This is a genomic window from Bradyrhizobium sp. SZCCHNS2022, from assembly GCF_032377575.1.
Lineage (GTDB): Bacteria > Pseudomonadota > Alphaproteobacteria > Rhizobiales > Xanthobacteraceae > Bradyrhizobium > Bradyrhizobium aeschynomenes.
This window is the reverse complement of record NZ_JAUHHZ010000001.1, coordinates 2,755,172-2,781,045: the sequence shown is the minus strand read 5'-3', so window position 1 is coordinate 2,781,045 and position 25,874 is coordinate 2,755,172. Positions and strand designations below refer to the sequence as shown.

Sequence of the window (25,874 nt, the reverse complement as noted above, 5' to 3'; positions counted from 1 at the left end):
AGTGTCTAACCGATGATGAAATCAAGCTCGATTTTCATGTAGTTGATGCCTTTGAACTGATCGGCCGGGAAGATCTCGTCGGCAATCAGATCGATCTCGTGCCGCCGCGCGGCGACCAGCACCGCGTCCGGCCGCTCGGACCCGACGCTGTCGCCGTCCGGGCCGCCCGGAGGAGCCAGGGTGAAGACCTCGCCGTCCTCGCTGGAGAACAGCTTGATGCCGGCGACGTAGTCGACATAGGAGCGCTGGTCGATGAAGTTGACGATGCTGCTGGCATAGATGCGGCGCCCGATCATGATGTCGGCGCCGTCGTCGAACGCCCATGGCGAGAGGAAGCGGTTGAGGTCGTCGTTCAGCCGCTGCTTCCACAGCGCCGGATTGCTCTGGTCGACGAAGCGGACGCCGACGCGGATGCGGACCTGGACGTATCTGGCGTTCTCGACGCTCAGCCGCGCCGATCCCGGCAGCAGCGGCGTCAGGTAGGCCGCGACGTCGGCGAGCAGCGCCGATGCGGCCTTGGGCTCGAACGGATCGAACAGGCTCTTGCCGCGGATGTCCGGAATGACGATCAGCCTGACGAGGCCGAGCGCGTCGCGCCTGTCGATAGCGGCTTCGTTGGAGGTCGCCGGCAGGCACTTCACCTTGTAGATCTCCGGGAAGCGGCGCAGCACGAGCCGCTCATAGTCCCAGGCCGTCACCGCACGCTGCTTGTGCCGCAGCCGCTCGCTCGACGACGCATGGAAGCCCACGGGATCTTCCGCCGGACGTCCGCCGAACGAGGCATAGGGCTGGTGCACGGCGGCGACGCCGGGCAGCGGCGCGAACAGCGACTTGATGGTTTTGGGCGGCAGCGGCGTGAGGTCGACGGCCGAGGCGTTCAGCTCACGGGTCGCGAGCGCCGCCTGCGGATGGATCGCGATGGTGTCGCAAACTGCGGCGGCGCCGATGGCCGCGCTGGCGCGCAGCCAATACGGCCCAGCGGGAAGCCGTGCATCCGGCGCCGCCTGCGGCAGAGCGAAGGTGATGATCCCCGAATTGATCAGCCCGCGCGTGCCGTCCTGCAGCATGGCTTCGCCGGGCAGATCGACCCAGCCGTTCCGGTCGAGCACGCTCCAGCGGATGGCAGGCGGGTCGACATCGGCATCGGCGCTGCCTTCGGCCATCTGAAACAACAGCGACAGAGTCTCCGGCGGACGCAGACCTTCGAGGCCGATCAGCAGCTCGCCCTCATTGCCGTAGTCGGGGAGCAGGGGAGAGCCGTTCGCGGCGGCGCTGAGCTCGGCGATCCCGAACGGGTGCAGGTGGAACACCATGTCCGATGCCGGCCCCTGCTGATAGGCCTCCATGCGGATCTCGTGCCCCGCCAGCAGATCGAGCGTGAGCGATTTCAGCTTCGGTGCATAGGGCAGGCCGACCGTGTAACTCGCTGCATTGATGGTGCCGCCGCTCTTGGCGAACACGGCCGTGTCGACCGCGAGCGCGATCGCCTTGGTGGCGGCCAGCCCGGCATAGTCGCGATGGCCGAAGCCGATGGCGAGCTCCAGCCGCAGTGCGTGCGGAAGGTTGCGTGCGGTCGCCGCCGCTGTTTCCGGCGGCGGTAAGGTGTAAGCTTGCACGGCATCGCTGACGCTCGCGATCTCGAGTGTCTGCGGCTTGCTGGCGTCCTGCGTGCGCCGCGCCCTGTCGGTCACGAACAGGGCGCCGGCCCCGCCTTGCGCCGTCACCAGTGGACCGTCGACCAGGCTGACCTTGGCCGTGAACGGGCCGGCGAGCTGGTAGGCCGCGTAGGTCGCGTTCAGATCGGGTGGGCCGCCCATCCAGTCGAGCCGCATCTTGACGGCCCGCAGCCGCTTGTTCTGCAGATCGGGATGTCCGATCCAGAAGGTGGCGCCGGCGTCCGGCTGCGGCCCGAAAGGCTCGAACGGGCGCTTGCCGTCGAGCGGACCGAGATCGTTCTCCAGCACCAGGGGGCCGAGCGGCTCGCCGCTCTGCGCCGGCTGCACGTAGGATCCGATCGCCGCGCGCATGTGGATGCGCGCGATCCGCAGCGAGCGCAGCCGGGCATAGCGGATCACCCAGCGGCCGAGCGTGCCGTCCCAGATCTGGCGCAGCGTCAGCCGGACGGCGGGCCAGGGACAAGAGGCGAGTGCCTGATCGCCCGGCAGCGGTGCGATGGCCGGCATGGTCGTGGGCAGCGTCAGGCGAACGCGCAGGCCGATCAGGGTGGTCGTGCCGGGGATCGGCGCGATGTCGTCGAGCTTGCTGTAGTCGACGGTGCCGTCGCCGGTCATGTCCACCTTGTCGGCGCCGAGGGTGACCCAGCCGTCGGCGGTGCTGACCTGCACCGAGAAGGGCTGCTCCGGCGCGGCAACGATCGGGCCGCCGCCATCATCGTAGAAGCCGAAAGTCAGGATGATCTGCCGCGTTCCTGCGCTGAGCGCGAACAGCGGCGAGCCGATCACGAGGCCGATCGTTTCCGGCGGCGGCTGCTCGGGGGATTGTGCCGGTGCGGCGCCGAACGTTTTCCAGCGCTGCTCCAGCTCGGCGCTCGGATGCACCGTCGTCGCGTCTGCCTGGGGATACAGATTGAGCCAGTCCTGCCGCTCCGGCCGCGGGATGGGCAGCTGCGTGCGCTTGCGCGAGGCGCGTTCGAGGATGTCGTAGACTTGCACCCATTGCTCGGTGCTTGCGGTCTTCGGCGCATCCGCGACCCTCCTCAGGGGCTGCATGTCGGCAGCGGAGGCCCAGTCCTTCAGCTCCTCCAGCAATTGCGGCGTGGGGGCGCCGGGCGACGCCCCGGCAGCATCGGCCAGGATCGACTGCAGGCCCGCGGCGGGATCGGCAGCCGCCTCGCGCCGCTTGCGTATCGCATCGCGCCGTGCAGCGACCACCTTCTTCTGCAACGCATCTTCGAGGGTGCCGTAGACCTGCTGCCATGCACGCTCGGAGACGTTCGCCTCCGGCTGATCGGCCGTCGCCATCATGGCCGCGAAGGCCTCGGCCGACATGAAGGCATAGGCTTCCAGGTTGCGCACCGCCGCTGCATAGCCGTCGATCGAGGTTACGCCGGTCGGCGTGTAGTCGATGGTGCCGATCGCCTCCTTCATGTTGGTCGCGAAGTCGGCGGGATCGATCACCTTGAGCCGGTAGTTCGAATCCTTGCGCTTGTCCTGGCCGGCATGTTCGAGCAGCCCGTTGATGACACGCCAATCGGCATCGGAGGCCCGTTTGAGGTCCATCATCGTGACGAAGGTCGCAACCGGCATGTGCAGCTTTTGCGTGATCGCATCCTGCACGTCCTGCCGATAGCGCTGCACGTAGAGATCGTCGACGGTCGTGATCTCGGGCAGGCCCGCGAGGTTCGGCGTGCCGTTCAGCGCGGTCGCGAGATTGGCGTTGAAGTCGCGCGGATTGGCCGGGTTGAGAACGAAGTTAGGGTCGTGCCGCGCATCGCGGCCCGCCGCCTGCAGGATCGCATTGATCTTGGCCCAGTCGGCGCCGGCATTGTCGCGGGTACGCTTGCGATCGATCAGCTCGCGCAGCTCATAGTGCTGCAGGTGCAGCGCCGTGGGGGCGAACGCGACCAGGGCGGCGAGCGACTGCAGCAGCGGATAGGTGACCGGCTTGCCGCCATAGAGCGGCAGCAGCCCGCCCGGCGAGGGCTCGCCGAGCGCGAGCCGCAGCATGGCGAGGAACCGATCCTCCTTGGTGCCGAGCGCGCCCTTTCTCGGATCGCGCGCCTCCGGCAGCCCGATGACGAGCTTGTCGGTGAACACCGTGGCGAGCCTGCTGACTTTCGCGCGGCTGACGACGACATCGGCGTCCGTGCGGAAGAAGCGCTCGCGCTTGGCGGAGTCGCGCCCGGCCGGAAGCCTGGTGCCGGCGGGGATCTGCACGGCATGCGCACCATTGGCGAGATCGAACAGCACGAATGCGCGATCGGGTACCGGCAGCTTCGGGGCGAGCCGCAGCACGTCGCGATAGTAGTAGTCGAGATGGCGGGGGACGATCCCATTGAGCGCGTTCCGGGCGGTGTCGAGCAGCTTGAACAAGGCAAGCAGCAGCACCAGATGCGGCCGTCGCAGCCGGTCGTCGGAACCCGTGCCCGGATTGTCGATGAAGGCGAGGATCTGATCGTCGCTGAGATCGCCGAGCAGGCCCGACCAGTCGCCGACGGGATCGTTGTCCGCGTCATAGTAGGTCACCTTCTCGACGTAGCCGCGCAGGAATGTCAGCAGGTCACGCGTCGTCCGCTCGTCGATGCCGACGCCGTCCGGATAGCGGTCGGAGACGATCCTGGTGGCCAGCAGCCGCGCGAGCTGGCTGGTGCCGTCACGCCGGGGCGAAGGAATCTCGGCGGGCGGCTGCACCATCGGTTACCCCGCCTTCACGCTGGTTTCGGCCGCAACGAAGCTGCCCTTGCCGGTGTAGCTCGTCGTCGCGTCCGGAATGGGCGAGCCGGGCCCCGGCGGCGGCTGCATCGCCGGCGCCGCGACGGTGAATCGTGCGGTGAACGAGCTTCCCTTGAGCAGCAGCTTCTTGGCTCCTGACTGGCAGGTTGCCGCCTTCTGGTCTCCGGCCAGCGCGGCGATCGAGAGCGTTCCGGTGCCCGGGATCGAATAGGGACCGGCCGTGTACATGCAGCCGGCGACGGACACGCTGCTCTCGTCGCCGGCGACGCAGGCGAGCTTGCCGGCGACCCGGGCCTTGCCGCTTGCGGTGATCGGACCGGGGCGCACGACGACGGTCGCCGCTCCGAAGCCCGGCTCGAAACTCGCCATGTCGCCATCGATCACGATCACGTCGCTCACGGCACCGCTCTCGTCGCTTCGTTGAGGTAATAGGGATAGACCATGTTGAAACGGGAGTTGCTGGTGCGAACCGTGAAGCGGATCGCGATCAGCACGAGGCCGGGGGTCTGGCCGTCGGTGCTGACATCGACGCCGTCGAGCCGGATGCGCGTCTCGTGATAGAGGATCGCATCTGACACCGCCTCGCGGATCGAGGTCAGCAGCGTCTGGTCGATCTCCTCGAACATGTAACGCGAGACGTCGCAGCCGAAATCCTGCCGCATCACGCGCTCGCCCAGCGCCGTGCCGAACAGGATCGTCAGGCTCTGAACGATGTCGTCGTCGCCGGCGACCATGGCGACGTCGGAGCCGTTCGGTCCGAACTGCGGCGGAAACGCCCAGCCGCGTCCGAGATAGCCGGCGGAGGTCGTCATGTCCGTTCCGTTCGGTGTAAGCTGAAGCGCCGCATATCGTTCGTCTCCCAGCAACGGTGGAAATCAGTTCAGGTCGATCGTGCTGCCCTTGATCTTGATCGCGCCCTTGGCCTGGATCACGAGGTCCTTGCCCGAGTCGATGGTGATGCCGTTCGCGTCGAGAACGAGCTTGTTGTTGTTCTTGTCGGACAGCGTGATGGTGCCGCCGTCGTCGTCGAGGATGACGGTTCGTCCGCCGGGCGTGCTGATCGTGATCGAGGGCTTGTCGGCCTCCGACAGGACGATGCGCGTGTTCTGCTTGCCGACGAGACCCTTCTGCTTGGCATCGGTGAACCCCTCCGGCAGCTTGTTCTTGCTGCCCCAGAGGCGGCCGAGCACGACCGGATGCCTGGGATCGCCGCCGAGAAAGCCGACCAGCACTTCGTCGCCCGGCTCCGGCCGGACGCAGAAGCCGCGCTTGTCGCCGGCATCGGGACTTGCGATGCGCGCCCAGAGCGGTTTGGGCGGATCGGTGAGGACGGAGGAGACGCTGACCTGAATTCGGCTCTCGCCATCCGGATCTTCGTCCGAGGAGTCGGCAATGGTGCCGAGATGCAGCCCCGAGATCGGCGGCAGCAGGCCCCCGGCAGCCATGTCCGAAAGCTCGGGCAACCGGCCCGCGGGCTCGGCGGCGAGACCGAATTGCAGGTCGGTCGAGAAACCGTGCGTATCGATGCGATGGCGTACGCCCGTGACGAGCACCTTGCCGTCGAACAGGTCGCCGAGCCCGTTCAGCTCGGCAATGTCCATCGGCTTTGCTGCGGGAAGTCCTGCCACCGACATGCGGCCGCGGATCAGCGCGAGCCGCGCACGGGCCGCGCGTGCATTCGTCCACGCTTTCACTTCGTCGGGCTGAAGAGGCACCATATGGGTGAGGCGAACGGGCCCCATTCCGAGTTTATCGCCGATCGATGCCGTTCCGATCTCCCCCTGCGGCAGGCTCAGCGTCTCCGCCGTGGCAGGCTCAGCCGCCGCGAGCGCCTTCGGGTCCCACGCCACGCCGTCGATGCTCGGCGCCTGGCTCGCCGCGTCGAGCTCGAAATGCAGGTCGGTGATCGGATCGAGCCCGAGCGAGAAGCTGTGCGCCGGCTCGCCGGCGACGGCGAGTTTCTTCAGCGACACGGCCCCGTCGAAGGCGACGACGCCGAGCCCCTGCGCATCGGCGCGGGTCAGGATGAAGTCCCAGTCGGTGCAATCATGCTGCACCAGGGTCTTGTGCGTTGGGGTCGTGTCGGGCGCGTCATCGACGGTCAGTTGCGCGTCGCCGACGATGGCGCGGATCGCGTCGCTATCGGGAGTGTCGGTCCAGATCCGGTTGTGGCGCGCGCCGGTGAGCTTGACCGTCTTGTCCTTGACCACCACGTCGAGCGTCGGCAGGCCCTCGCGCGTATGGACGAACAGAGCGGTGACGAGGCCCTTGAATACGCTGACGTCGTCCTCGCCGGCGCGGCGCAGCTTGATCTCGACCTCGGCCGCCGGCTTGAACGGACCGCCCGCCATCAGCGGCGCCTCGTCGGCCACGGGGCCCTTGGCGTGAATCGACAACATCGCGGTGGGAATGCGGTTCACCGCCCGCATCACGTCGATCGACAGCGGCGCGAGGTTCGGCGGCAGCGCAGCTCCCGCGACGAGAATGGTGGGAATGGTGAAGCCGTCGGGCACCTCGAGCTCCTAGCGCGACAGCGGCGGAAAGATCAGCGTGCGGCCCGGCTCCAGGCCGCGCAGATGATTGAGCCCGTTGGCACGCGCGACCCGCGGCGTATGCACCGCGCTGCCGTAGACGGCATGGACCAGCAGCGGCAGCGTATCGCCGCCGCGCACCAGCCGGGCATGGGACACGTCGGGCGAGGTGAAGGCAAGCTGCGACTGCTGCTTGGCGACGTCATCGTCCGCCGCCAGGCTCAGCACCAGCTCGGCCCGCAGCGGCGAGCCGTCGCGCTCGAAGCTCGTGTAGTTGATGGTGACGGTGGTGAGCCGGCAGTTGAAGCTGAACTTGCCCCATTTAAGGTTCAGATAGCTCGGCTCGTGCGTCTCGCTCTGCGGCTGGTAGGCGATGGCAAGGAAGCTGTCGATGCGATCCTTCACCGTCTTGGTGTCCGAGAACAGATTGACGAGGCCCATCTCCTCGACGCCCGTGCCATCGAGCAGCAGAGTGAGCTCGATCGCGCTCGGCTGAGTCCGGATGAAGGTCGCGACCTGCTCGGCGCCGCCGGCCGCCTTGCCCGGCTCGAACAGGTTGCTGTTGGTCTGGCTCAAGGTCTGCGGGTTGAACATCGCCACGAACGGCGAGCCGTCGATCTCCTTGCTCTTCGAGCGCTTGGCATCGGCGAAGGCGTAGATCTGCAGCTTCTCGAGCTTGAACAGGTCGGGAAAACCCATGATCAGCGCTCCTTCTCGCGGCGCAGGATGCGCAGCGTCTCGTCGACGCAGGCCTGCACCAGTGCGTCGCGGTCGAATGCCGGGGCGTTCGCGGCAGGGCTCCGCGCGTCGACCTTGTGCGGATCGACCACGGCGCGGATGATCAGCTCGCGGATCTCGACAGGCATGGCTCAGAGCCTCATGATCTGCATGCGGGTGTAGGCCAGCTCCATCGTGTCGATCACGACGCCGGTCTGCCCGGCATCGAGATCCGAGGTCGCCCACCGCACCGGATAGGTGTTGAGGAACATCCATCCCGCCGTCGGCGCGCCGCTGTCGTCGAACAGCGTCACCAGAACGTTGGAGGCGGAGAATTTGAACAGTGACAGCGAGATGTTGAACTCGATGTCGAGCGGCGAGATCAGCGGTGCGCTGCGCTCCAGCACCAGGTTCTGGTAGCCGATGGTCTCGGGAAAGCGGTGCGTGTAGAGGTTCTGCCCGCCCTCGGCGTGGGTCTTGAGCGACACCGTCGCGCCCAGCCCCGACACCTTCTGGAAGCGGATGTCGATCGGGTTGGGCACGAGTCCGCCGACGAAGAAGAACACGCCGAAGCGGAAGCTTAAGGGGAGGTCCTTGACCGGCATGTCACAGATACTCGACGGAGATTCCACTGGCGAGCAGGTCGATCGTCTCGATGGCGAGCTGCGTGCTGTTGACGTCGAAGCTCGGCGCTGAAAGCTTGACCGGGATCGCCTCCTTGACGTGCCAGACGACGACCGGCGTTCCCGCCTCGTCGCACAGGCTGATGGCGAGCGCCCGTGCGGTTGGCGGATCCGCCGTCAGCCATTGCGACAGGAAGTTGCCGCCGGGCATCACGCCCTTCTTCAGCGTCACCGTGCTGTGGCTTCGCTTGGGGACGCGCGTCACGTCCTCGCCCTCCCAGCGGCTGAAGCCGTGCCGGTAGGTCACGGTCTCGTACTCGCTGGCGAGCCCGGACACCTCGACGAAGCTCGCCGAGTCCGAATCCACGGCGACCTGGAAATTGTAGCCGGGCAGCGGATAGAGCAGCTTCTGCGTCGTCTTGTCGTCGGGCATCGGCGTGATCAGCCTTCGGTCATGGTGATGGCGTCGGCGCGCAGCTCGAGCGACTCGACGGCGACCTCGTTCGACTTGGCATCGAAGGCGGGTCCGTCGAGCTTGGTCGGGAAGGCGTTGATCACGGTCCAGCTGATGACCGGCTTGCCCTGCTCGTCGCACAGCCGGATGACGACGTCCTTCTTCTCGACCTGGTTCAGCGAGACGGTCTTGATCCAGCTGTAGAGCGCGGAGACGCTCGCCGTGCGCGCCACGCCCTTCTTGAGCGTGATGTTCACCGGCTGCGGCTGCGACGGCATGTGGATGATGCGCGGGCCGGCGCTGCCGCCGCCGGTCGGGCTCTCCTTGAAGGTCGTGACCTCATAATGGATCGACAGGCCGGACACCTCCGAGAACGCCACGGCGTTCGGACCGATCTCGACGCGGAAGTTGTAGACCGGCAAGGGATAGGTGGCCTTGATTTCGCTGGCGCTGACAGCCATCGGTGCGCTCCTCTATCGGTTCTGGTCGATCAGGCTTGCTGTAGCTTGTGCATGAAGCGCAGCACGATGAACTCGGCCGGCCTGACGGCGGCGATTCCGATCTCGACGATCAGCCGGCCCTCCAGCACGTCCTGCGGCGTCATGGTCTTGCCGAGGCCGACATTGACGTAATAGGCCGCTTCCGGTGTCGAGCCGGCGAGCGCGCCGCGCTCCCACAGCGAGTAGAGATAGCTCTCGATCATGCCCCTGACCTTCAGCCAAGTGGTGGCATCGTTCGGCTCGAACACGGCGAAGCCGGAGGCCTTGCGGGTGTTTTCCTCGATGGTGATGAACAGCCGCCGCACCGGCACGTAGCGCCATTCATTGTCGTTGCCGGCGAGCGTGCGAGCGCCCCAGACGATGGTGCCCTTGCCGGTGAAGTCGCGGATCGCATTGATCGATTTGCCGGCGGTCGGGTCGACGTTGAGGGATTCCTGATCGGCATCCGTCATCTTCTTGTCGACGCCGATCATCGCCATCACGCCGACATTGGCCGGCGCCTTCCAGACGCCGCGGTCGCGGTCGACGCGGGCGTAGATGCCGGCGATCGCGGCACTCGGCGGCAGGGTCACGCGCTGTCGGCTGAGCGCATCCTTGATCTGGTTGTAGCGCGCGGTGTCGCTGAGCTTGATGTCGCCGAGCGCGGGCGTCGGCGGCGCGCCGCCGCCGACCTTGACGAGATCGGCGCCGTCGCCGGCGGCCGTCGGCTGCAGCGCGGCCGTGCCATTGCCCTGCAGGCGGATGTCGAACCCCGACGGCGCCAGCGCGGCCTTCACGACGGCCCAACGGTCGACCACCTGCTTGGCAGTCTTGCCGCCGGCGACATTGGTGATCACCAGCGTCGGCTTGCCGTTGACGATGGAGATGTCGATCGCCTGCGCATTGTCGCCGCCGACGAGCTGGACCTTTGGCGCGATCGCCGGATCGTTGCTCTGGAACGAGACGATCATGCCGTTGGGGTCGTTGGCCGGGAACTGCACCTCCTTGATCGTCGGCGGCACCTGGGCGTCGGTGATCTTGACCTGGATCTTGCTCTCGTCGACGGCGAAGTTCAGCGACGTTCGCAAATACGGATGATAGGCGGCTCCGTAGGACAGGTAGTCGACGCCGATCTGGTTCCGGAACGTGGCGATGTCGCCCTTGGGAACATCCAGGATGGTGAAGCGATCCTTCAACCGCGCGCACTGGCTCAGCGCGGCCTGCGCAATCTCGAAATAGTCGCCGGCGGCGAGCAGCACGGCATCGGTGAGGACGATCAAGGTCGGCTCGTCCTCCAGCGCCAGCAGATTGAGCGCCGTGAGGAAGTCGGCCTTGGCGAGGGCGCTCGCATAGTCGCCGAGCGAGAAGACGTAGCAGGGGCCGCCGCCATTGGCGAAGTAGTGGCTGACGGCATAATACAGCAGGCGGTCGGGGCTGGGTCCATTGGCGGCCGCGGGATCGGACAACGCGATCGTCGGCAGGCCCGTGGCCGCATCGGTCGTCGACGTGGCGACGAAGGCGGTCGGCTTGGCGCCGCCGAACGTGGCCGTGTACTCGAGCAGCGAGCTGATCCGCGCCATCGCGGGGCCCTTCTCGGTGTAGCCGAGGAACGCCGGTATGGCGGTCGACACTTCGGCGACGGACGGCGGCAATCGGGAGATCTCTTCGACGTAGACGCCCGGGGTCTTGTAGATCGGCATGACAATGCACCTTCGGAACGTGGTGAGGAGAGGTGGAAGAAATCAGTTCGTCAGCAGCGATAGGATCTGGTAGCGGACCATCTGGCGCGGCGCGGCCGCGGCGGTCTGCAGCAGGGTCAGGCGATCAGGCGGCGGATTGGGCAGGCGCGTCAGCAGGGGCGTGTTGTCGAGGCGGAGTTCGAGCGCACCGAGGGGGACGTCGCGCGTCGGAATTGGCGCATCCGACAGCAGTCGGATGACCCGCCGGCCCGGATAGCGTCCGAGCAGGTCCATGCCGACCGGATCGCTGCCGACCATCGCCAGCGTCAGCTCGGTGCGGCCGGCGTCGGATATGGTGATGGCACGCGGCCCATTGCCCGGCGTCGCATCGACGACGCCGAGCGTGGAGAGGTCGCCGGCAAAATCCGTCACGACATAATAGGCCCAGCGCGAATCGGCGGAAGCCAGCGGGATGACATAGGCCCGCGGCGCCGGCGATGGTTTCAGCGCCTGCGCGGTCAGCGTCAGGGTGATGTCTGCGAGCGCGCCGCGCGCCGTCGCCGCGCGGACCGGATAGGAAACCTGAAAAGTGGTGGCTGGCAGAAGCGCCGATGTATCGATCGTGATGCGCTTGGAACCGGGCATGACGCTCGTGACGGCGCCTGCGCCAGCGACGGTGACGTCCGCGGGTGTGGTGCCGTCGAGCGGCGTGCCGGAAAGCACGAACGGCTCGGCGACAGCTGGAGCCGAGACGATGAGGCGCTCGCTCGCCGTGGCGCGGCGCGTGGTCAGGCGTAGCGGCAGCGGGTCCGCCGGCTGAACTCCCTCATTGGTGAAGAGGGGGGCGGGCTGCTGGGTGAGCTCACTGAGCCTGGTGATCGCGGCATAGCCGGCCCCGCGCGGTTGCAGGGCGAACTCCAGCGACAGCGGCGCCGCGGCCGCGGCGATGGTGTTTCCCTTGGCGTCGAGCTCGGCATAGACGCGCAGGCGGTCGGCGAAGCTCTTGTGAGTGAGCCGCAGCCGCGCCATCGCTGACTCCGTCTGCGCCGCCGGCACGATCGCGAAATCGCCGCAGCGCAGATCCGCGTAGTAGTCGTGGGTGACGCGGACGTCAAACAGAGCGGCCGAGGGCATGTTCCAGCCTCCGTTCCGGCGGACCGGAGACCGGCCGCGTCATCTCTTCCTGACGATCCTCGAACACGAGCATGCGCACGCGATAGAGCAGGGAAGGCTGGAACGCGGCACGCAGCGCATTCCAGAGATCGTTCTGCTCGTTGAGCGGAAGGGTGACCAGCTCGAGCGCCAGTTGTGGAATGCCTGCCGGCATGCTTGGCACGGCCTGGCGATCCAGCACCGGGTGCGACTGGAAGAAGGTGATGATCTGCGACAGCCGCGCCAGCGCCTGCTCATATTGCTTGAAGCGCGCCACGAACAGCACGCGCATGTTGAGACGGACATCGGGCTGGATGCGGTAGGCCGTACCGTCGGCAGCCAATCGCTGATAGGGGTTGGCCGCGCGCAGGATCGGCTCCTGCTCGACATTGATCAGCATCGTGGTGACGGCGCCCATGCGGAACGAGATCGGGTCGGTCTTGTCGCCGTCGAGAAAAATCACGGCGTCCTCGGCCGGCGCCGCGTGACCCGGAACAGCGGGCCCCGTCAAATGCGCATTGAGCAGGTCGCGAAGGAAAATCATCGCTTGATCAATCACGTCCCGCTCCGCAACTAACAGCTGGCAACGACGTAGCGAAGGCTACCGCGACCAAGCGGTCGCGATATAACGCTCATGGCCGCCGACTTGGCGGCTCGATCAGGCCGTGAGTCTCGCACAACATGATCATTAAGCGTGTGTGTGCGGACCAGTCGATGTGGTTCAGGTCGTTCAATGAGGTTTGCGTCGAAAACAACAAATAGAAAGCATCGAAATATTCAACCACGATAACTTCAGTCGCCGAACGCGTCAAGTTGCAGCGATGCCACCTGAGGCTGATCGACGTCGAGCTATCATGCGAGCGAACGGAGATCGAGGGCCGGGTCAGAGAGTGCGACACGCGCGTGACAGACGCCGCATGACGGTGTCATGCAACCTGTGTCGGATCCGCGCAGCGGGCGGGTTCGTTGCGATGCATAGTGGAACGAAACGTCGCACTCTCGACAGATCGAGAATGCTCATGAGTTGTGGACGCAGGGACCGACGGTCGATCGCGCAAACGGGAAAGGGCAGGCCGATCATCGGGCGGGATGAGGCTCGCCGTCCTGCAGGATCTTCGGAAGCGAGAGGCGTGCACCGTCCAGGAAGAGCGCGATGGCGTCGCGCACGGTCTGCTCGAGATCGGACGGCACCGGTGTTTCATAGATGAACTTGCGGATTGCAAGATAGAAGATGCGGCCGTGCAGGCCCCAGAACATCTCCGTCTCGCGGCTGCCGAGCGGGCAGGTCAGGGTGTCCGGCAATGCCAGCTCGTGGCGCAGTTCGATCGCCGCCGGCTCGATGATCTCGCGTCGGACGAGGTCGAGATAGCGTCCGGCGATTCCGAACGACTTCATTCCGGAGAAGACGAAGATCCGCACCCAATTGTACTCGAACACCCGGGCGACGTAGTCGAGATAGAAGCTCGTGAGCCGCACCTGCAGCGGCTGGCGGCGGTCTCGGATCAGCGGGGCCCAGTCCTGTGACCAGCGGCTCAGATAGACCTCCTGATAGACCCGTTCGATCAGCGCTTCCTTGCTCGGAAAGTGCCGGTAGATCACCGAATGGGCAATGCCCATGCGCTTGGCGAGCTCTCTCGTCTGGCCCTCGAAGCCGCGCTCGGCGAAGAAGCGGATCGCTTCATCGACGATCAGCCGCTCGCGGTCGGCCGCGCGCATGTTGCGGCGCCGCGTCTGCGAGGGAGCATCAGCTTGCCGCGTGCGTCCTGCACGTACACCGCTCGCCGCCTTGGTGGCGCTCGTCGTCTTCGGAGGTCTGGCCATGTCCTGAATCGTTGCCGCAGGGAGTTGCTTGATAGCTGAAAGCAGATTTGTGACCAATCGTTCGTTTCTGGTTGACCGCGAACCTATGACCGTGCAACTGTTTTGAGACCAGATGGTCACAAATCTGGAGTTCGGGCAGGCGAGCCCAGGCAGCGAGGAAATGGATGAAAGCGAGGGCTTTCAGCTATCACCGTGCACATTCGGTCGACGACGCGCGCGACGCTCATGCGCGGAGCGGCGACGATGCGCGCTACATCGCCGGCGGGCAGAGCCTCGTCCCCGCCTTGGCGTTGCGCCTTCAGGCGCCGCGAATTCTAATTGATATCAACCACATCGAAGAGCTGCGCGGCGTTCGTTGCGACGGCGAATGGCTTCGCATCGGCGCCCTGACGCGGCACTGCGAGATGTTGACCGATCCGCTCATCGCTGAGTTTGCGCCGCTGTTGCGCGCCGCAGCTCCGTTCGTCGCCCATCCTGCCATCCGCAATCGCGGCACGCTGGGCGGCAGCGTCGCGCTGGCGGACCCGGCGTCCGAGTTTCCCGCCATGATGCTGGCGCTCGATGCCGAGATCGAGATCGCGGGCACCTCGGGCCGGCGCCGCGTCAAGGCCGATGACTTCTTCATTGATCTGTTCGAGACGGTCGTGAGGCCGGGCGAGATCGTGACGGCGATCTTGGTGCCGCGCTTCCGCTGCAACCAGCGCATCTGCTTCGACGAACTGGCGCGGCGCCGTGGTGATTACGCGCTGGTCGGCTGCGGCATGTTGGCGACCTGCAAGGATGGCCTGGTCGAAACCATCCGCATCGCCTTCTTTTCGGTCGGCAACGTGCCGACCCGCGCCAGGTCGGCCGAAGCTGTGGTGAGTGGTGCTCGTATCGATGCCGATCGGATCGTTGCGGCTCAGGCCGCACTCGACCGCGATCTCGCGCCGCCGGAGAGCGACGAGGTGCCACCGGCCATGCGCCTGCATCTGGCGCGGGTGCTGCTCGGCCGGCTGCTGGCGCGGATGAGCGAGGCGGCATGAGCAGCGAGATCGACGATGCCGAGGAGGCGGTGCGGGTTCGCTTCACGGTCAACGGCCGTAAGGTCGCCTGCGAGGTCGCACCACGTGACACGCTGGTCGACTGCCTGCGCAATGCTCTCGAATTGACCGGCACGCATGCCGGCTGCGAGATGGGGGCCTGCGGCGCCTGCCTGGTGCAGCTCGACGGCCGTGCCGTGCATGCCTGCCTGATGTTCGCCGTGCAGGCCGATGGCGCCCGGATCGATACCATCGAGGGGCTTTCCGAAAGCGGCGCGATCGCCGATCTGCAGGCTGAGTTTCATCGACGCAATGCGCTGCAGTGCGGGTTCTGCACGCCGGGCATGCTGATCAATGCCCACGAGCTGCTGTCCCGGCTCACGGAGCCGAGCCGCGCTGCGATCCGCGATGCGCTCTCGGGGAATTTCTGCCGTTGCACCGGCTATGAGGCGATCGTCGACGCGATCGCGGCGGTGGCCGACGCTCGCGCCACGAAGGCGTCGCAAGAGGGCTCGCCGGGATGAAAGCGCTCACCCCGCTCGATCGTCCGAATTCCTATATCGGCCGCTCGGTGCCGCGGCCGAATGCGAAGCGCCTGCTGGCCGGGCGCGGCCGCTATGTCACCGACATTCGCCTGCCGCGGATGCTGCATGCGGCATTTCTGCGCAGCCCATATGCGCATGCACGGATCATCAGCATCGACGTCGATGCCGCACGTGCGCTCGCAGGCGTGCATCTGGTTGCCACCGGCGCTGATCTCGCCAAGATCTGCGCGCCCTGGACCGGCACGCTCGATCATTTCAAGGGCATGACCTCGGAGCCGCAGCTGCCGCTGCCGCTCGATCGCGTGGTCTGGGCTGGGCAGGCCGTCGTCGCCGTCGTCGCCGAGAGCAGGGCGCTTGCCGAGGATGCGCTGGAGCTGATCTCGATCGGCTATGAGGAGCTGCCCGCCGTGGTCGATCTCGACGCGGCGCGCCAGCCTGGAACGCCCACGGTCAATCCGTCCGGAACCTCAAATATCTGCTTCCGCACCCAGCTCGACAGTGGCGGGGTCGACGAGGCTTTCGCCTCGGCAGCGCATGTCATCGAGGAGGAGTTCAATTTCGGCCGTCACACGCCGGTCACGCTGGAGCCGCGCGCCATCGTCGCGGACTACGATCTCGAGAGTGCCTCGCTCACCGTGCACCACGCCACGCAGACGCCGTATCAGTTCCAGGATCTCTACGCGCGTCACTACGGCATCCCGGAAGCCCGCGTGCGGGTCATCGCACCTGATATCGGCGGCTCGTTTGGCATGAAGCTGCATGTCTACCACGAGGATGTGGCGGTGGTCGGACTGTCGATCCTGCTCGCACGCCCGGTGAAATATGTCGCCGACCGGATCGAGTCGTTCGTCTCCGACATCCATGCCCGTGATCACCATGTCCGGGCGCGGATGGCCGTCGATGCGGGCGGTAAGATCCTCGCCATGGACATCCACGATGCCACCGCGATCGGCGCATTCTCGACCTATCCGCGCACCAGCGTGGTCGAGGGCAACCAGGTGATCCGCCTGATCGGTGCGCCCTATAACTTCAAATCCTATCGCGCCGTGCTGGAGGTCGTGTTTCAGAACAAGGTGCAGACCAGCCAGTACCGCGCCGTCGGACACCCGATCGCTTGCGCGGTGACTGAGCGCATGGTCGATCTGGCGGCCAGCCATGCCGGGATCGACCCGTTCACGATGCGCGCCAGGAACGTGATTGCCGACAACGCCTATCCGACGGCATCGCCGACGGGTTACAAATTCGAGGCGCTGTCGCACGAGATATGTTTGCAGCGGCTGCGCGGGATCATGGACTACGACGCGCTGCGCGCCGAGCAGGACGAGCTGCGCCAGCGCGGCATTCATCGCGGCATCGGGATCGCCACCTTCGTCGAGATCACCAATCCGAGCCCTGCCTTCTATGGCGTTGGCGGCGCGCGCATCTCCTCGCAGGATGGCGCGACCCTCAGCCTGACGCCGTCGGGCGAGGTACGCTGCGCGATCTCCGTCACCGAGCAGGGCCAGGGCACCGAGGCGATCATCGGCCAGATCGTCGCCGACCAGCTCGGCGTCGCTCAGGACCACGTCAAGGTCATTACCGGTGATACCGAGGTCACGCCGCATGGCGGGGCAACCTGGGCCTGCCGCGGCGCCGGCATCGGCGGAGAGACCGCTCTGCAGGCCGCGCGCCGGCTCAAGGCCAACATCCTGGAGATCGCGGGCCTGATCCTGCAGGAGCAGCCGTCGGCGCTGGACATCATCGATGGGCAGGTGGTCAGTGTCGCCACGGGACAGCCGCGACTGCCGGTCGCCGAGATCGCGCGCATCGCCTATTTTCGGTCCGACACCTTGCCGCCGGGCACCCAGGCGCAGCTGACCGTCAGCCATCACTTCGCGCCGCAGGGCTATCCGTTCGCCTTCACCAATGGCATCCAGGGCTGCTATCTCGAGGTCGACGTCCACACCGGCTTCATCAAGCTCTTGAAGCATTACGTCGTCGAGGATTGCGGCCGCATCATCAATCCGATGCTGGTCGACGAGCAGCTGCGCGGCGGTGTCGTGCAGGGGCTCGGCGCTGCATTGTTCGAGGAATGCCGCTACGGTGAGACCGGTCAGCTGCTCAACGGCTCGCTTGCCGATTACCTCGTGCCGATGGCGATGGAGATGCCCGACATCATCATCGACCATGTCGAGACGCCGACGGCCGACACCATTCTCGGCGCCAAGGGCTGCGGCGAGGCCGGCACGGCGGCGGCGTCCGCCTGCGTGCTCAATGCGGTCAACGACGCATTGGCGCCGCTTGCCGCGTCCATCAATGCCATTCCGATCACGCCCGCGCGTGTGCTCAAGGCACTCGGTCGATACTAAAACAACAAGTTGAGGGAGGACATCATGCCAAGCTACGAGACGAAGTCGCGACGAGCAGGACTATCCCGCCGTACGGCGCTCATGGGACTGTCGGCGGGCGTCGCCACGCTCGCGATGCCGCGGCTGGGCCGCGCCGCCGACGACACCATCCGCATCGGCTTCCCGACGCCGCTGACCGGCCCGTTCGCGGCCGAAGCGCGGGACCAGGTGAAGTGCGCGGAGCTTGCGGTCAAGCTGGTCAACGACAAGGGCGGCATCGGTGGCCGCAAGGTCGAGCTGCTGGTGCGCGACGACAAGCTCAACGCCGGAGAGGCCGCGACGCGGACGCTCGAGCTGATCGAGAAGGACAAGGTGCACGCCATCGTCGGCGCGCTCTCCAGCGCGGTCCAGCTCGCCGTCAACGAGGTGACGCGCGCACGGGGCGTGATCTATGTCTCGATCAGCCAGTCCGACACCATCAACGAGGCCAAGGATTTCAGCAAATACACCTTCCACGAGGCGCTCAATCCGCACATGACCACGGCGGCGGTTGCGCGGCAGACCATCAAGAAGGGCATGAAGGTTGCGCACCTCGTCGCCGACTATGCCTATGGCCACGAGATGCTGCGCGGCTTCAAGCGTGCGCAGGCCGCGATCGGCGCCGAGAGCGTCGGGGAGATCCTGCATCCGTTCGGTGCGGCCGACTACTCGACCTTCATGCCGCGCCTGATGTCGCTGCGCCCGGACGTGCTGTGCATCAGCAATTTCGGCCGCGACCAGGCCAATGCGATCAAGCAGGCGGTCGATTTCGGCATCAAGCAGCAGATGAAGATCGTGGTGCCCGTGATCCTGCACAACCAGCGCCTCGCCGTCGGTCCCGACGTATTCGAGGGTGTCGTCGGCGGCGCCAACTACTATTGGGGTCTGGAGACACAGAACAAGACCGCGGCCGAGTTCAACAAGGCGTTCCGCGCAGCCAATGGTGGCGCGATCCCGACCGACTACGGTGCCTACGGCTATTCCGGCGTCGGCTCCCTGCTGCAGGCGATGCAGGTGGCCGGCGGCACGGAGACCGACAAGGTCGTCGCGGCGCTGGAGGGTTTGCAATACGACCTGACCAAGGGGCCGCAGCACTACCGCAAATGCGACCACCAGTCGGTGCAGTCGGTGCTGGTGCTGGAATCCAAGAAGAAGTCGGCCATGGCCAGCGACAACGATCTGTTTGCCATCGTGGCCAGCGATCCCGGTGCGGACGAGATGCTGCGCAGCTGCGGCGAGCTCGGCCACGCGACCTGATCCTGACCGCATGGACCTGTCTCTGATCATCATGCAGTTGTTCTCCGGCATCGCCCTCGGGGCGGTGCTGGTGATCACGGCGCTCGGCCTGACCATCGTGTTCGGCATGCTGGGCGTCGTCAACTTCGCCCATGGCGCGCTGTTCATGATCGGCGCCTATGCGGGTCTGTATCTGGCGTCGCTGACCGGCAGCTTCTGGTGGGGGCTGCTGCTCGCCCCCGTGCTGGTCGGCGCGTTCGGCATGCTAATCGAGTTCGTCCTTGTTCGCCGCCTGTACGGCCGCTCGATCGATGATCCCCTGCTGCTCACCTTCGGTCTCAGCTACATTTTGGTCGAGGGCGTGCGCATCGTGTTCGGCAGCGACGGCATTCCGTTTCCGACGCCGTCGCAATTGATCGGCGTCGTCGATCTCGGCGTCGGTTTCTTTCCGAAATATCGTCTGTTCGTGATTGCGCTGGTGGCGATCGTGCTGCTGCTGCTGTGGCTGATGCTGGAGAAGACGCGCGTGGGCCTGATCGTCCGCGCCGGCGCGCGTGATCCCCAGATCATGCGCGTGCTCGGCGTCGACATCGGCAGGGTGTGGCTCGCGATCTTCGGCCTCGGCGTCGGCCTCGCCGCGCTCGGCGGCGTGCTGGCCGGGCCGATGCGCAGCGTCAATCCGGAGATGGGCACGCTGGTGCTCGCGGAAGCCTTCGTCGTCACCGTGATCGGTGGACTCGGCTCGATCGTCGGCGCCGTCGTCGCCGGCCTGATGGTCGGCATCTGCATCAGCATGGTGGCGCTGTTCGCGCCTGAGATGGCGACCATCGTGATGTTCGCCCTGATGGCGGCCGTGCTGCTGGTCCGGCCGCAAGGTCTGTTCGGCCTCAAGGGGAGAGCGTGATGACGGTGCAGTCGACCGGCGAAGCACCGCCGCTTCCCCAGGCGCAGCGGCTTGTCACGGCTCTGGCCGATCACCGCGTGCTGGTGTCGCTGGTCGCGCTGGCGCTGCTGCCTTGGCTGCTGCCGTCGAAGGCGCTCGCCGTGAACGTCCTGATCTACGGCGTCGTGGTGATGGGCTACAATCTGTTGTTCGGCTACACCGGGCTGCTGTCGTTCGGCCACGCCGCCTTCTTCGGCACCGGCGCGTATCTGACCGGCATCGCCATCGGCCGCTGGGGCCTGCCGTGGTTTGCGGCCGTGCCGCTGGCGATTGCGGCGGGCACCGCGCTCGCCGCGGTGATCGGCGCGATCTCGACGCGGACCCGCGGCATCTATTTCTCGATGGTCACGCTGGCCTTGGCACAGCTCGTCTACTACGTCGCATTGCAGGCGTCGTCCTTTACTGGCGGCGAGAACGGGCTGCGCGGCTTCACAGTCGACCGCATCAATCTGCTCGGCCTGCAGGTCAACTTTCTCGATCCCGTCAATAAATACTACGTCCTGATGGCCTTCGCGGCGCTGGCGCTCTGGGTGCAGTCGCGCATTCTCAACTCTCCGTTCGGCGCCGTCATCGAGGCAATCCGTGAGAACGAGCAGCGGGCGCGCGCCTGCGGCTATGACGTCGAGCGCTGCAAGCTCATCGTGTTCATGCTGTCGGGCGCGATCTCGGCGATCGGCGGCTGCATGTCGGCGCTGCATCTGTCGATCGTGCCGCTCGATTCCCTACATTACCAGACCTCGGGCATGATCGTGATGATGGTGCTGCTCGGCGGCGCCCGCAGCTTCTTCGGCCCGTTCATCGGCGCGGCGACCTTCCTGATCCTGGAGGACGTCGTCTCGCTGTGGACGCCGCATTGGCAGATCGTGGTCGGCGCGGTCTTCGTGGTGTTCGTGCTGTTCCTGCCGAAAGGCATCTGGGGCACGCTGCTGGATGTGCTGCCGTTTGCGAGGGAGCGGCGATGAGCACCACGCTGTTGCAGGCCGAGGGCATCGGCCGCCGGTTCGGCGGGTTCACCGCGCTCGAGGGCATTTCGGTGTCGTTCGCGGCCGGTGAGCTGACCTCGATCATCGGGCCGAACGGCGCCGGGAAGAGCACGTTCTTCAACATCCTCTCCGGCACGCTGTCGCCGAGCATGGGCACCTTGCGCTTCAAGGGGCGGGAGCTGAACGGGCTGCCGCAGCACCGCTTCGTGCACCAGGGCATCTCGCGGTCCTACCAGATCACCAACATCTTTCCCGATCTGTCGGTACACGAGAACGTGCGGGTCGCAGCGCAGGCGATGCGCGTGAGCTATGACATCTGGCGCAGGCGCGCCGATCTCGTCGAGCTGAGCGAGCGCGCCGACGCGGCGCTGACAGCGGTGGGGCTGGGCGGCAAGCGCGCTGAGCAGGCGAAATATCTCGCCCATGGCCAGCAGCGCGCGCTGGAGATCGCGATTGCGCTCGTGTCCGAGCCGGAGTTGCTGCTGCTCGACGAGCCGACCGCCGGGATGGGGCCGGAAGAGACCAAGGACATGGTGGCGCTGCTGGAGAGGCTGGCTGAGAAGCGGACGGTGCTGCTGGTCGAGCACAAGATGAAAATGGTGCTCGGCCTGAGCCAGCGCGTGCTGGTGCTGCACCACGGCCGGCTGCTCGCCGACGGCAGACCGGAGGACATCCGCAGCAATCCCGACGTGCGCCGGGTCTATCTGGGACAGAGTGAGGGCTATGGCTGAGACCGCATTGCTCGAGCTCGATCAGGTCCAGGCCTGGTACGGCGCCAGCCACGTCCTGCACGGCATCACGCTGCGCGTGAACGAGGGCGAGGTGGTCGCGCTGGTCGGGCGCAACGGCGCCGGCAAGACTACGACGCTGCGCACCGTGATGGGACTGATGCCCAAGGCCGAGGGCCGTGTGCGTTTCGCCGGACATGATCTCCTGCCGTTGCCTGCGCATCGGCGCTTTCATCTCGGGCTCGCTTATGTGCCGGAGGAGCGGCGCATCGTGCCGGGCTTGTCGGTGCGGGAGAATCTGCGGCTCGGGCTCGTCGCGGCCAAGGCCGAGATCGACGAGCGCGCAGCGTTCGCTGAGATCGCTGAGACCTTTCCGCGCCTGCGCGAGCGGCTCGATCAGGAGGGCGTCACCTTGTCCGGCGGCGAGCAGCAGATGCTGGCGATCGCGCGCGCCCTGATCGCGCGTCCGCGCATGGTGCTGCTCGACGAGCCCTCGGAAGGCATCATGCCCGTGCTGGTCGAGGAGATGGGTGTGCTGTTCCGGCGGCTACGCGACCAGGGCAAGACCTTGCTGCTGGTCGAGCAGAACGTCGAATGGGCGCTGCGGCTCGCCGACCGTGCCGTCATCATCGACCAGGGTGAGGTCGTTCATGAAAGCAGCGCCGCCGCGCTGCTCGCCGACAAGGACATCCAGGACCGCTATTGCGCGGTGTGAGGGTCCTGGCATCGTCAGGAGCCGCCGTGCTCCGGCGCCGGCAGCTGCGGCAGGCGCGCGAGGCTGATGCCGGCGGCCTGATGCTGGAACATGCGCGCGATCAGATCGGCGGCCTGCTTTGCAGCGTCCTCAGGCGCGAGCCCACCCTGGCGGACGTTGGAAACGCAGTTGCGCTCGGAATCGACGCGCCCGCGGCGTGGCATCCAGGTGAGATAGAGGCCGAGTGAGTCCGCGGCGCTGAGGCCTGGACGTTCGCCGATCAGGATGATCGAGGCGGATGCGCCGAGCAGCTCGCCGACGTGATCGGCGAGCGCGACCCGGCCTTGGGCGGCCACGGTCACCGGCGACAGCCTTCGGCCGGTCGTTGCGAGAAGCGGCATCAATGCTTCGAGCACGGGCAGGGCGTTGACCAGTACCGCGCGGCTGCTCAGTCCATCCGCCACCACCAGCGCAATGTCGGCCGGCGCGCGCGGCTCCGACAGCAGCGCTTCGGACTCGGGCGAGAGCAGGCGGCCTGCATCGGGGCGCTGCAGATACGTCGCACGGTCGGCGGCGCGGCTGTGCACGGCGAGCGCGGGCCAGCCGCGCGCGGTGGCGTCATCCGCAAATTGCTCGGCATCGAACGGCTTGAGCACGGCATCGCGGGCTTCGGCATGGGCAGCCTGAAAGCCGAGATGCGCGGACGTCGGCACGCCCGGTCCGCAGCGGCCGAGCGCGATGCGCGCCTCCGTGTAGCGCGACAGCCAGGTCCAGGCGTCGACTGAATTCGTCGCGAGCTTGGTCGGGTCCGCGCCGCTCATCATTCGGCTCCCAGCAGCGGCAGCGACGGCATCAGCCGCGTCGGGTCGAAGCGCAACTCGCCTTGCGCATCGCTGATGCCGGTCGCCGCGAGCCACGCCTCGAACTCCGGCGCCGCGCGCTTGCCTAGCACTTTCCGCACGTACAGCGCATCATGGAACGAGGTGCTCTGATAGTTCAGCATGATGTCGTCGGCGCCCGGCACGCCCATGATGTAGGTGCAGCCGGCGACGCCGAGCAACGTCAGCAACGCGTCCATGTCGTCCTGGTCGGCCTCCGCATGGTTGGTGTAGCAGACGTCGCAGCCCATCGGCAGCCCGAGCAGCTTGCCGCAGAAATGATCCTCGAGGCCCGCGCGCATGATCTGCTTGCCGTCGTAGAGATATTCGGGGCCGATGAAGCCGACGACGGTGTTGACCAGCAGCGGCCGGTAGCGCCGCGCCACCGCGTAGCAGCGTGCCTCCAGGGTCTGCTGATCGACGCCGCAATGGCCTGATGACGACAGCTCGCTGCCTTGACCCGTCTCGAAGTACATCACATTGCCGCCCGCCGGGCAGCGTTGCAGGCTCTCCGCAGCAGCAAGGGCTTCATCGAGCAGCGACAGCGTGATGCCGAAGCCGCGATTGGCCTCCTCGGTGCCGGCGAGCGACTGGAAGACGAGATCGACCGGCGCGCGGCGCTCGATTGCCTTCAGCGCGGTCGTGACATGCGCCAGCACGCAGGACTGGATCGGCGCGTTCGCGGCCAGCCGCAGCGTCTCGATCATGTCGAGCAGGCGCAGCATGGTCTCGACGTCGTCGCTGGCGGGGTTGATGCCGATCGTGGCGTCGCCGACGCCATACATCAGCCCGTCGAGGATCGAGGCGGCGACGCCCTTGGGATCGTCCAGGGGATGATTGGGTTGGAGTCGCGTCGACATCCGGCCGGGCAGGCCGATGGTGCAGCGGAAGCGCGTGACCACCTCGCACTTCGCCGCGACCGTCACGAGATCCTGCAGCCGCATGATCTTGCAGACGGCCGCAACCATTTCCGGCGTGAGACCGGGCGACACGGTCGCGAGCATCATTGCGTCAGCCGTATCCGACAGGAGCCATTCCCGGAAGGCTCCGACGGTGAGACTCGCGATCGGTGCGAACGCGGCGCCGTCATGCTGATCGACGATCAGCCGCGTGACCTCATCGCTTTCATAGGGAACGACTGCCTCGTTGAGGAAGTGCCGCAGCGGCAGATCGGCAAGCGCCATGCGCGCCGCGACGCGCTCGGCCGCGTCCTGCGCGGCAAGCCCGGCGAGCGCGTCGCCGGAACGCATCGGCGTTGCTTTCGCAAGCAGCGTTCGGAGGTCGTCGAAGCGATAGGTCGTGCCGGCCAGCGTGTGTGAAAAACCCATTCGTCTCCGTCCTATGTCACGCCGTCGGTCATTATCGGCGGCACGTGTCGTCGTCACAAACCATGGGTACGCCGTCCACGCCTGCAAGCAGCGTGCGCGCGACCGAGAGCACCTGCCCAACGATGGTGCATCGATCGTAGGCAGTTGCTGATTTGCATGACATATGCGCAATCAGCGTAGACTTGGTTCCACAAATTTGCAAATAATCACTCAAATCCACAGACGATCGGACGGGATCGAGCCCGCGCCGCAGCTCATGAGGGGCATGACGATGTTGCAGTTGTTGAAAGGTCTCTCCGCAAGTCTCGCTCTGGTCATGCTCGGCGCGGTCGCGCAGGCGGGAACGGTCACGGTCTATACGGCGCTGGAAGAGGACGAGATCGCCGACTACGTGAAAGCGGCGAAGACGGCGCTGCCCGATGTCGACCTCAAGGTGCTCCGGTTGTCGACCGGCGATCTCGGCGCCCGCATCATCGCCGAGTCCGGCAATCCGCAGCATGACGTGATCTGGGGCTGGGCGGTCACGAACATGCTCGACCCGCGCATCACCGCGCTGCTCGAATCCTACGAGGCGAAGGGCACCGAGAAGCTGCCGGCCTCCGCCAAGGGCACTGATGCCAGCTGGTTCGCCGCGACCGGCTATGTCACCGCGTTCTGCGTCAATACCGAGGTGCTGAAGGCGAAGAATCTGCCGATGCCGACCTCTTGGAAGGATCTCACCAACCCCGTCTACAAGGGCGAGGTGGTGCTGCCGAACCCGGTCTCCTCCGGCACCGGCTACATGCAGATCGCCGGCATCCTGCAGTCGCAGGGCGAGGAGAAGGGCTGGCAGTTTCTCAAGGCCCTCGACGGCAACGTTGCCCAATACATCAAGTCCGGCTCGCGGCCGTGCAAGGCGGCGCGCGGCGGTGAGTTCGCCATCGGCGGCTCGCTCGCCTTCGCCGCGATCAAGTCGATCGAGGAGGGCTTTCCGATCAAGATGGTGATCCCGACCGACGGCGCGGGCTATGAGCTCGAGGCGTCCGGCTTGATGAAGGCCGCCAAGAACAAGGCTGACGCCAGACGCTTCCTCGACTGGACCTTGTCGCCGGAGGCGGCCGCGCTCTACACCAGCTACAAGGAGCTCGTGACCATCTCGGGCACGCCGCCGTCGAAGGCCGCGCAGACCGCGGGCTTCCCCGCCGATGTCGCCAAGGCGGTCTATCCGATCGACTTCGCTCGTTCCGCCAGGGAGCGCGACGGCATCCTGAAAAACTGGCAGACCAGCATCGGCCGCTGAACGG

At 66.3% G+C, this 25,874-nt stretch carries 24 protein-coding genes; 9 read left to right on the top strand and 15 right to left on the bottom strand.

The window, feature by feature from the left end; genetic code table 11:
* Window positions 1-5: 5 nt before the first annotated feature.
* The 13 genes from QXZ94_RS12460 to QXZ94_RS12400 all read right to left on the bottom strand — a co-directional run bounded on the left by QXZ94_RS12460 (window position 6) and on the right by QXZ94_RS12400 (window position 13,763).
* Complete coding sequence (locus tag QXZ94_RS12460) at window positions 6-4,373, bottom strand: hypothetical protein (protein WP_315720649.1); 4,368 nt, start codon at window positions 4,371-4,373, stop codon at window positions 6-8.
* Window positions 4,374-4,376: 3 nt separating this feature from the next.
* Complete coding sequence (locus QXZ94_RS12455) at window positions 4,377-4,811, bottom strand: hypothetical protein (protein WP_172183761.1); 435 nt, start codon at window positions 4,809-4,811, stop codon at window positions 4,377-4,379.
* A complete protein-coding gene (locus QXZ94_RS12450; protein ID WP_315720648.1) occupies window positions 4,808-5,224 on the bottom strand; it encodes a GPW/gp25 family protein in 417 nt (138 codons plus the stop codon). Before QXZ94_RS12450 ends, QXZ94_RS12455 begins: the two co-directional genes overlap by 4 nt.
* Window positions 5,225-5,287: 63 nt before the next feature.
* Window positions 5,288-6,925 carry a phage baseplate assembly protein V gene (locus QXZ94_RS12445; protein WP_315720647.1) on the bottom strand — a complete coding sequence of 546 codons (1,638 nt, stop codon included), beginning with the start codon at window positions 6,923-6,925 and terminating at the stop codon, window positions 5,288-5,290.
* A gap of 9 nt (window positions 6,926-6,934) precedes the next feature.
* Window positions 6,935-7,642 (bottom strand): hypothetical protein, encoded by a 708-nt coding sequence (locus QXZ94_RS12440; RefSeq protein WP_315720646.1) that lies wholly within the window; start codon window positions 7,640-7,642, stop codon window positions 6,935-6,937.
* Window positions 7,643-7,644: 2 nt separating this feature from the next.
* On the bottom strand, window positions 7,645-7,809 hold the full coding sequence (locus QXZ94_RS12435) for a DUF5908 family protein (RefSeq protein WP_172113891.1): 165 nt from the start codon (window positions 7,807-7,809) through the stop codon (window positions 7,645-7,647).
* 3 nt (window positions 7,810-7,812) lie between these two features.
* The gene (locus QXZ94_RS12430) at window positions 7,813-8,265 is read right to left on the bottom strand and encodes a phage tail protein (protein WP_315720645.1); all 453 of its coding nucleotides are present in this window, start codon (window positions 8,263-8,265) and stop codon (window positions 7,813-7,815) included.
* Between the two features lies 1 nt (window position 8,266).
* A complete protein-coding gene (locus tag QXZ94_RS12425) occupies window positions 8,267-8,716 on the bottom strand; it encodes a phage tail protein (protein WP_315720644.1) in 450 nt (149 codons plus the stop codon).
* Window positions 8,717-8,724: 8 nt separating this feature from the next.
* A complete protein-coding gene (locus tag QXZ94_RS12420) occupies window positions 8,725-9,198 on the bottom strand; it encodes a phage tail protein (protein ID WP_172113894.1) in 474 nt (157 codons plus the stop codon).
* A 29-nt stretch (window positions 9,199-9,227) separates the two neighbouring features.
* Window positions 9,228-10,916: a phage tail sheath family protein gene (locus QXZ94_RS12415; protein ID WP_315720643.1), complete on the bottom strand. Its 1,689-nt coding sequence runs from the start codon at window positions 10,914-10,916 to the stop codon at window positions 9,228-9,230.
* Between the two features lie 42 nt (window positions 10,917-10,958).
* Window positions 10,959-12,029, bottom strand: coding sequence for a hypothetical protein (locus QXZ94_RS12410; protein ID WP_315720642.1), 1,071 nt, complete (start codon window positions 12,027-12,029; stop codon window positions 10,959-10,961).
* Window positions 12,007-12,591, bottom strand: coding sequence for a DUF4255 domain-containing protein (locus tag QXZ94_RS12405; RefSeq protein ID WP_315720641.1), 585 nt, complete (start codon window positions 12,589-12,591; stop codon window positions 12,007-12,009). The genes QXZ94_RS12410 and QXZ94_RS12405 overlap by 23 nt, the downstream gene beginning before the upstream one ends.
* Before the next feature lie 533 nt (window positions 12,592-13,124).
* Window positions 13,125-13,763 carry a helix-turn-helix domain-containing protein gene (locus QXZ94_RS12400; RefSeq protein ID WP_315726217.1) on the bottom strand — a complete coding sequence of 213 codons (639 nt, stop codon included), beginning with the start codon at window positions 13,761-13,763 and terminating at the stop codon, window positions 13,125-13,127.
* Window positions 13,764-14,032: 269 nt separating this feature from the next.
* Here QXZ94_RS12400 and QXZ94_RS12395 point away from each other — a divergent pair, with 269 nt between their 5' ends.
* From QXZ94_RS12395 to QXZ94_RS12360, 8 genes are read left to right on the top strand one after another with little or no spacing between them, the layout of a single operon-like run.
* The gene (locus QXZ94_RS12395; protein WP_315720640.1) at window positions 14,033-14,893 is read left to right on the top strand and encodes a xanthine dehydrogenase family protein subunit M; all 861 of its coding nucleotides are present in this window, start codon (window positions 14,033-14,035) and stop codon (window positions 14,891-14,893) included.
* Window positions 14,890-15,414: a (2Fe-2S)-binding protein gene (locus QXZ94_RS12390; RefSeq protein WP_315720639.1), complete on the top strand. Its 525-nt coding sequence runs from the start codon at window positions 14,890-14,892 to the stop codon at window positions 15,412-15,414. Before QXZ94_RS12395 ends, QXZ94_RS12390 begins: the two co-directional genes overlap by 4 nt.
* Complete coding sequence (locus QXZ94_RS12385; RefSeq protein ID WP_315720638.1) at window positions 15,411-17,783, top strand: xanthine dehydrogenase family protein molybdopterin-binding subunit; 2,373 nt, start codon at window positions 15,411-15,413, stop codon at window positions 17,781-17,783. The genes QXZ94_RS12390 and QXZ94_RS12385 overlap by 4 nt, the downstream gene beginning before the upstream one ends.
* 24 nt (window positions 17,784-17,807) lie before the next feature.
* Window positions 17,808-19,058, top strand: a complete 1,251-nt coding sequence (locus QXZ94_RS12380; RefSeq protein WP_315720637.1) for an ABC transporter substrate-binding protein — start codon at window positions 17,808-17,810, stop codon at window positions 19,056-19,058.
* A gap of 10 nt (window positions 19,059-19,068) precedes the next feature.
* On the top strand, window positions 19,069-19,941 hold the full coding sequence (locus QXZ94_RS12375) for a branched-chain amino acid ABC transporter permease (RefSeq protein WP_315720636.1): 873 nt from the start codon (window positions 19,069-19,071) through the stop codon (window positions 19,939-19,941).
* Entirely contained in the window at window positions 19,941-20,942 is a 1,002-nt protein-coding gene (locus QXZ94_RS12370; protein WP_315720635.1) for a branched-chain amino acid ABC transporter permease, read from the top strand. Before QXZ94_RS12375 ends, QXZ94_RS12370 begins: the two co-directional genes overlap by 1 nt.
* On the top strand, window positions 20,939-21,694 hold the full coding sequence (locus tag QXZ94_RS12365) for an ABC transporter ATP-binding protein (RefSeq protein WP_315720634.1): 756 nt from the start codon (window positions 20,939-20,941) through the stop codon (window positions 21,692-21,694). The genes QXZ94_RS12370 and QXZ94_RS12365 overlap by 4 nt, the downstream gene beginning before the upstream one ends.
* Window positions 21,687-22,406: an ABC transporter ATP-binding protein gene (locus tag QXZ94_RS12360; protein ID WP_315720633.1), complete on the top strand. Its 720-nt coding sequence runs from the start codon at window positions 21,687-21,689 to the stop codon at window positions 22,404-22,406. Before QXZ94_RS12365 ends, QXZ94_RS12360 begins: the two co-directional genes overlap by 8 nt.
* Before the next feature lie 14 nt (window positions 22,407-22,420).
* Here QXZ94_RS12360 and eutC read toward each other — a convergent pair whose 3' ends face one another.
* Complete coding sequence (eutC, locus tag QXZ94_RS12355; protein ID WP_315720632.1) at window positions 22,421-23,209, bottom strand: ethanolamine ammonia-lyase subunit EutC; 789 nt, start codon at window positions 23,207-23,209, stop codon at window positions 22,421-22,423.
* On the bottom strand, window positions 23,206-24,591 hold the full coding sequence (locus QXZ94_RS12350; RefSeq protein ID WP_315720631.1) for an ethanolamine ammonia-lyase subunit EutB: 1,386 nt from the start codon (window positions 24,589-24,591) through the stop codon (window positions 23,206-23,208). The genes eutC and QXZ94_RS12350 overlap by 4 nt, the downstream gene beginning before the upstream one ends.
* A 271-nt stretch (window positions 24,592-24,862) precedes the next feature.
* On the opposite strand from QXZ94_RS12350, the gene QXZ94_RS12345 reads away from it, so the two are divergent.
* The gene (locus QXZ94_RS12345; protein WP_315720630.1) at window positions 24,863-25,870 is read left to right on the top strand and encodes an ABC transporter substrate-binding protein; all 1,008 of its coding nucleotides are present in this window, start codon (window positions 24,863-24,865) and stop codon (window positions 25,868-25,870) included.
* The last annotated feature ends 4 nt before the right edge of the window (window positions 25,871-25,874 follow it).

Excerpts from the sequence above, each read along its gene's own strand:
- QXZ94_RS12460 (WP_315720649.1), bottom strand. The coding sequence starts at position 4,373 with ATGGTGCAGCCGCCCGCCGAGATTCCTTCGCCCCGGCGTGACGGCACC.
- QXZ94_RS12450 (WP_315720648.1), bottom strand. The coding sequence starts at position 5,224 with ATGACGACCTCCGCCGGCTATCTCGGACGCGGCTGGGCGTTTCCGCCG.
- QXZ94_RS12440 (WP_315720646.1), bottom strand. The coding sequence starts at position 7,642 with ATGGGTTTTCCCGACCTGTTCAAGCTCGAGAAGCTGCAGATCTACGCC.
- QXZ94_RS12435 (WP_172113891.1), bottom strand. The coding sequence starts at position 7,809 with ATGCCTGTCGAGATCCGCGAGCTGATCATCCGCGCCGTGGTCGATCCG.
- QXZ94_RS12430 (WP_315720645.1), bottom strand. The coding sequence starts at position 8,265 with ATGCCGGTCAAGGACCTCCCCTTAAGCTTCCGCTTCGGCGTGTTCTTC.
- QXZ94_RS12425 (WP_315720644.1), bottom strand. The coding sequence starts at position 8,716 with ATGCCCGACGACAAGACGACGCAGAAGCTGCTCTATCCGCTGCCCGGC.
- QXZ94_RS12420 (WP_172113894.1), bottom strand. The coding sequence starts at position 9,198 with ATGGCTGTCAGCGCCAGCGAAATCAAGGCCACCTATCCCTTGCCGGTC.
- QXZ94_RS12415 (WP_315720643.1), bottom strand. The coding sequence starts at position 10,916 with ATGCCGATCTACAAGACCCCGGGCGTCTACGTCGAAGAGATCTCCCGA.
- QXZ94_RS12410 (WP_315720642.1), bottom strand. The coding sequence starts at position 12,029 with ATGCCCTCGGCCGCTCTGTTTGACGTCCGCGTCACCCACGACTACTAC.
- QXZ94_RS12405 (WP_315720641.1), bottom strand. The coding sequence starts at position 12,591 with ATGATTTTCCTTCGCGACCTGCTCAATGCGCATTTGACGGGGCCCGCT.
- QXZ94_RS12400 (WP_315726217.1), bottom strand. The coding sequence starts at position 13,763 with ATGCGCGCGGCCGACCGCGAGCGGCTGATCGTCGATGAAGCGATCCGC.
- QXZ94_RS12395 (WP_315720640.1), top strand. The coding sequence starts at position 14,033 with ATGAAAGCGAGGGCTTTCAGCTATCACCGTGCACATTCGGTCGACGAC.
- QXZ94_RS12390 (WP_315720639.1), top strand. The coding sequence starts at position 14,890 with ATGAGCAGCGAGATCGACGATGCCGAGGAGGCGGTGCGGGTTCGCTTC.
- QXZ94_RS12385 (WP_315720638.1), top strand. The coding sequence starts at position 15,411 with ATGAAAGCGCTCACCCCGCTCGATCGTCCGAATTCCTATATCGGCCGC.
- QXZ94_RS12380 (WP_315720637.1), top strand. The coding sequence starts at position 17,808 with ATGCCAAGCTACGAGACGAAGTCGCGACGAGCAGGACTATCCCGCCGT.
- QXZ94_RS12375 (WP_315720636.1), top strand. The coding sequence starts at position 19,069 with ATGGACCTGTCTCTGATCATCATGCAGTTGTTCTCCGGCATCGCCCTC.
- QXZ94_RS12370 (WP_315720635.1), top strand. The coding sequence starts at position 19,941 with ATGACGGTGCAGTCGACCGGCGAAGCACCGCCGCTTCCCCAGGCGCAG.
- QXZ94_RS12365 (WP_315720634.1), top strand. The coding sequence starts at position 20,939 with ATGAGCACCACGCTGTTGCAGGCCGAGGGCATCGGCCGCCGGTTCGGC.
- QXZ94_RS12360 (WP_315720633.1), top strand. The coding sequence starts at position 21,687 with ATGGCTGAGACCGCATTGCTCGAGCTCGATCAGGTCCAGGCCTGGTAC.
- eutC (WP_315720632.1), bottom strand. The coding sequence starts at position 23,209 with ATGATGAGCGGCGCGGACCCGACCAAGCTCGCGACGAATTCAGTCGAC.
- QXZ94_RS12350 (WP_315720631.1), bottom strand. The coding sequence starts at position 24,591 with ATGGGTTTTTCACACACGCTGGCCGGCACGACCTATCGCTTCGACGAC.
- QXZ94_RS12345 (WP_315720630.1), top strand. The coding sequence starts at position 24,863 with ATGTTGCAGTTGTTGAAAGGTCTCTCCGCAAGTCTCGCTCTGGTCATG.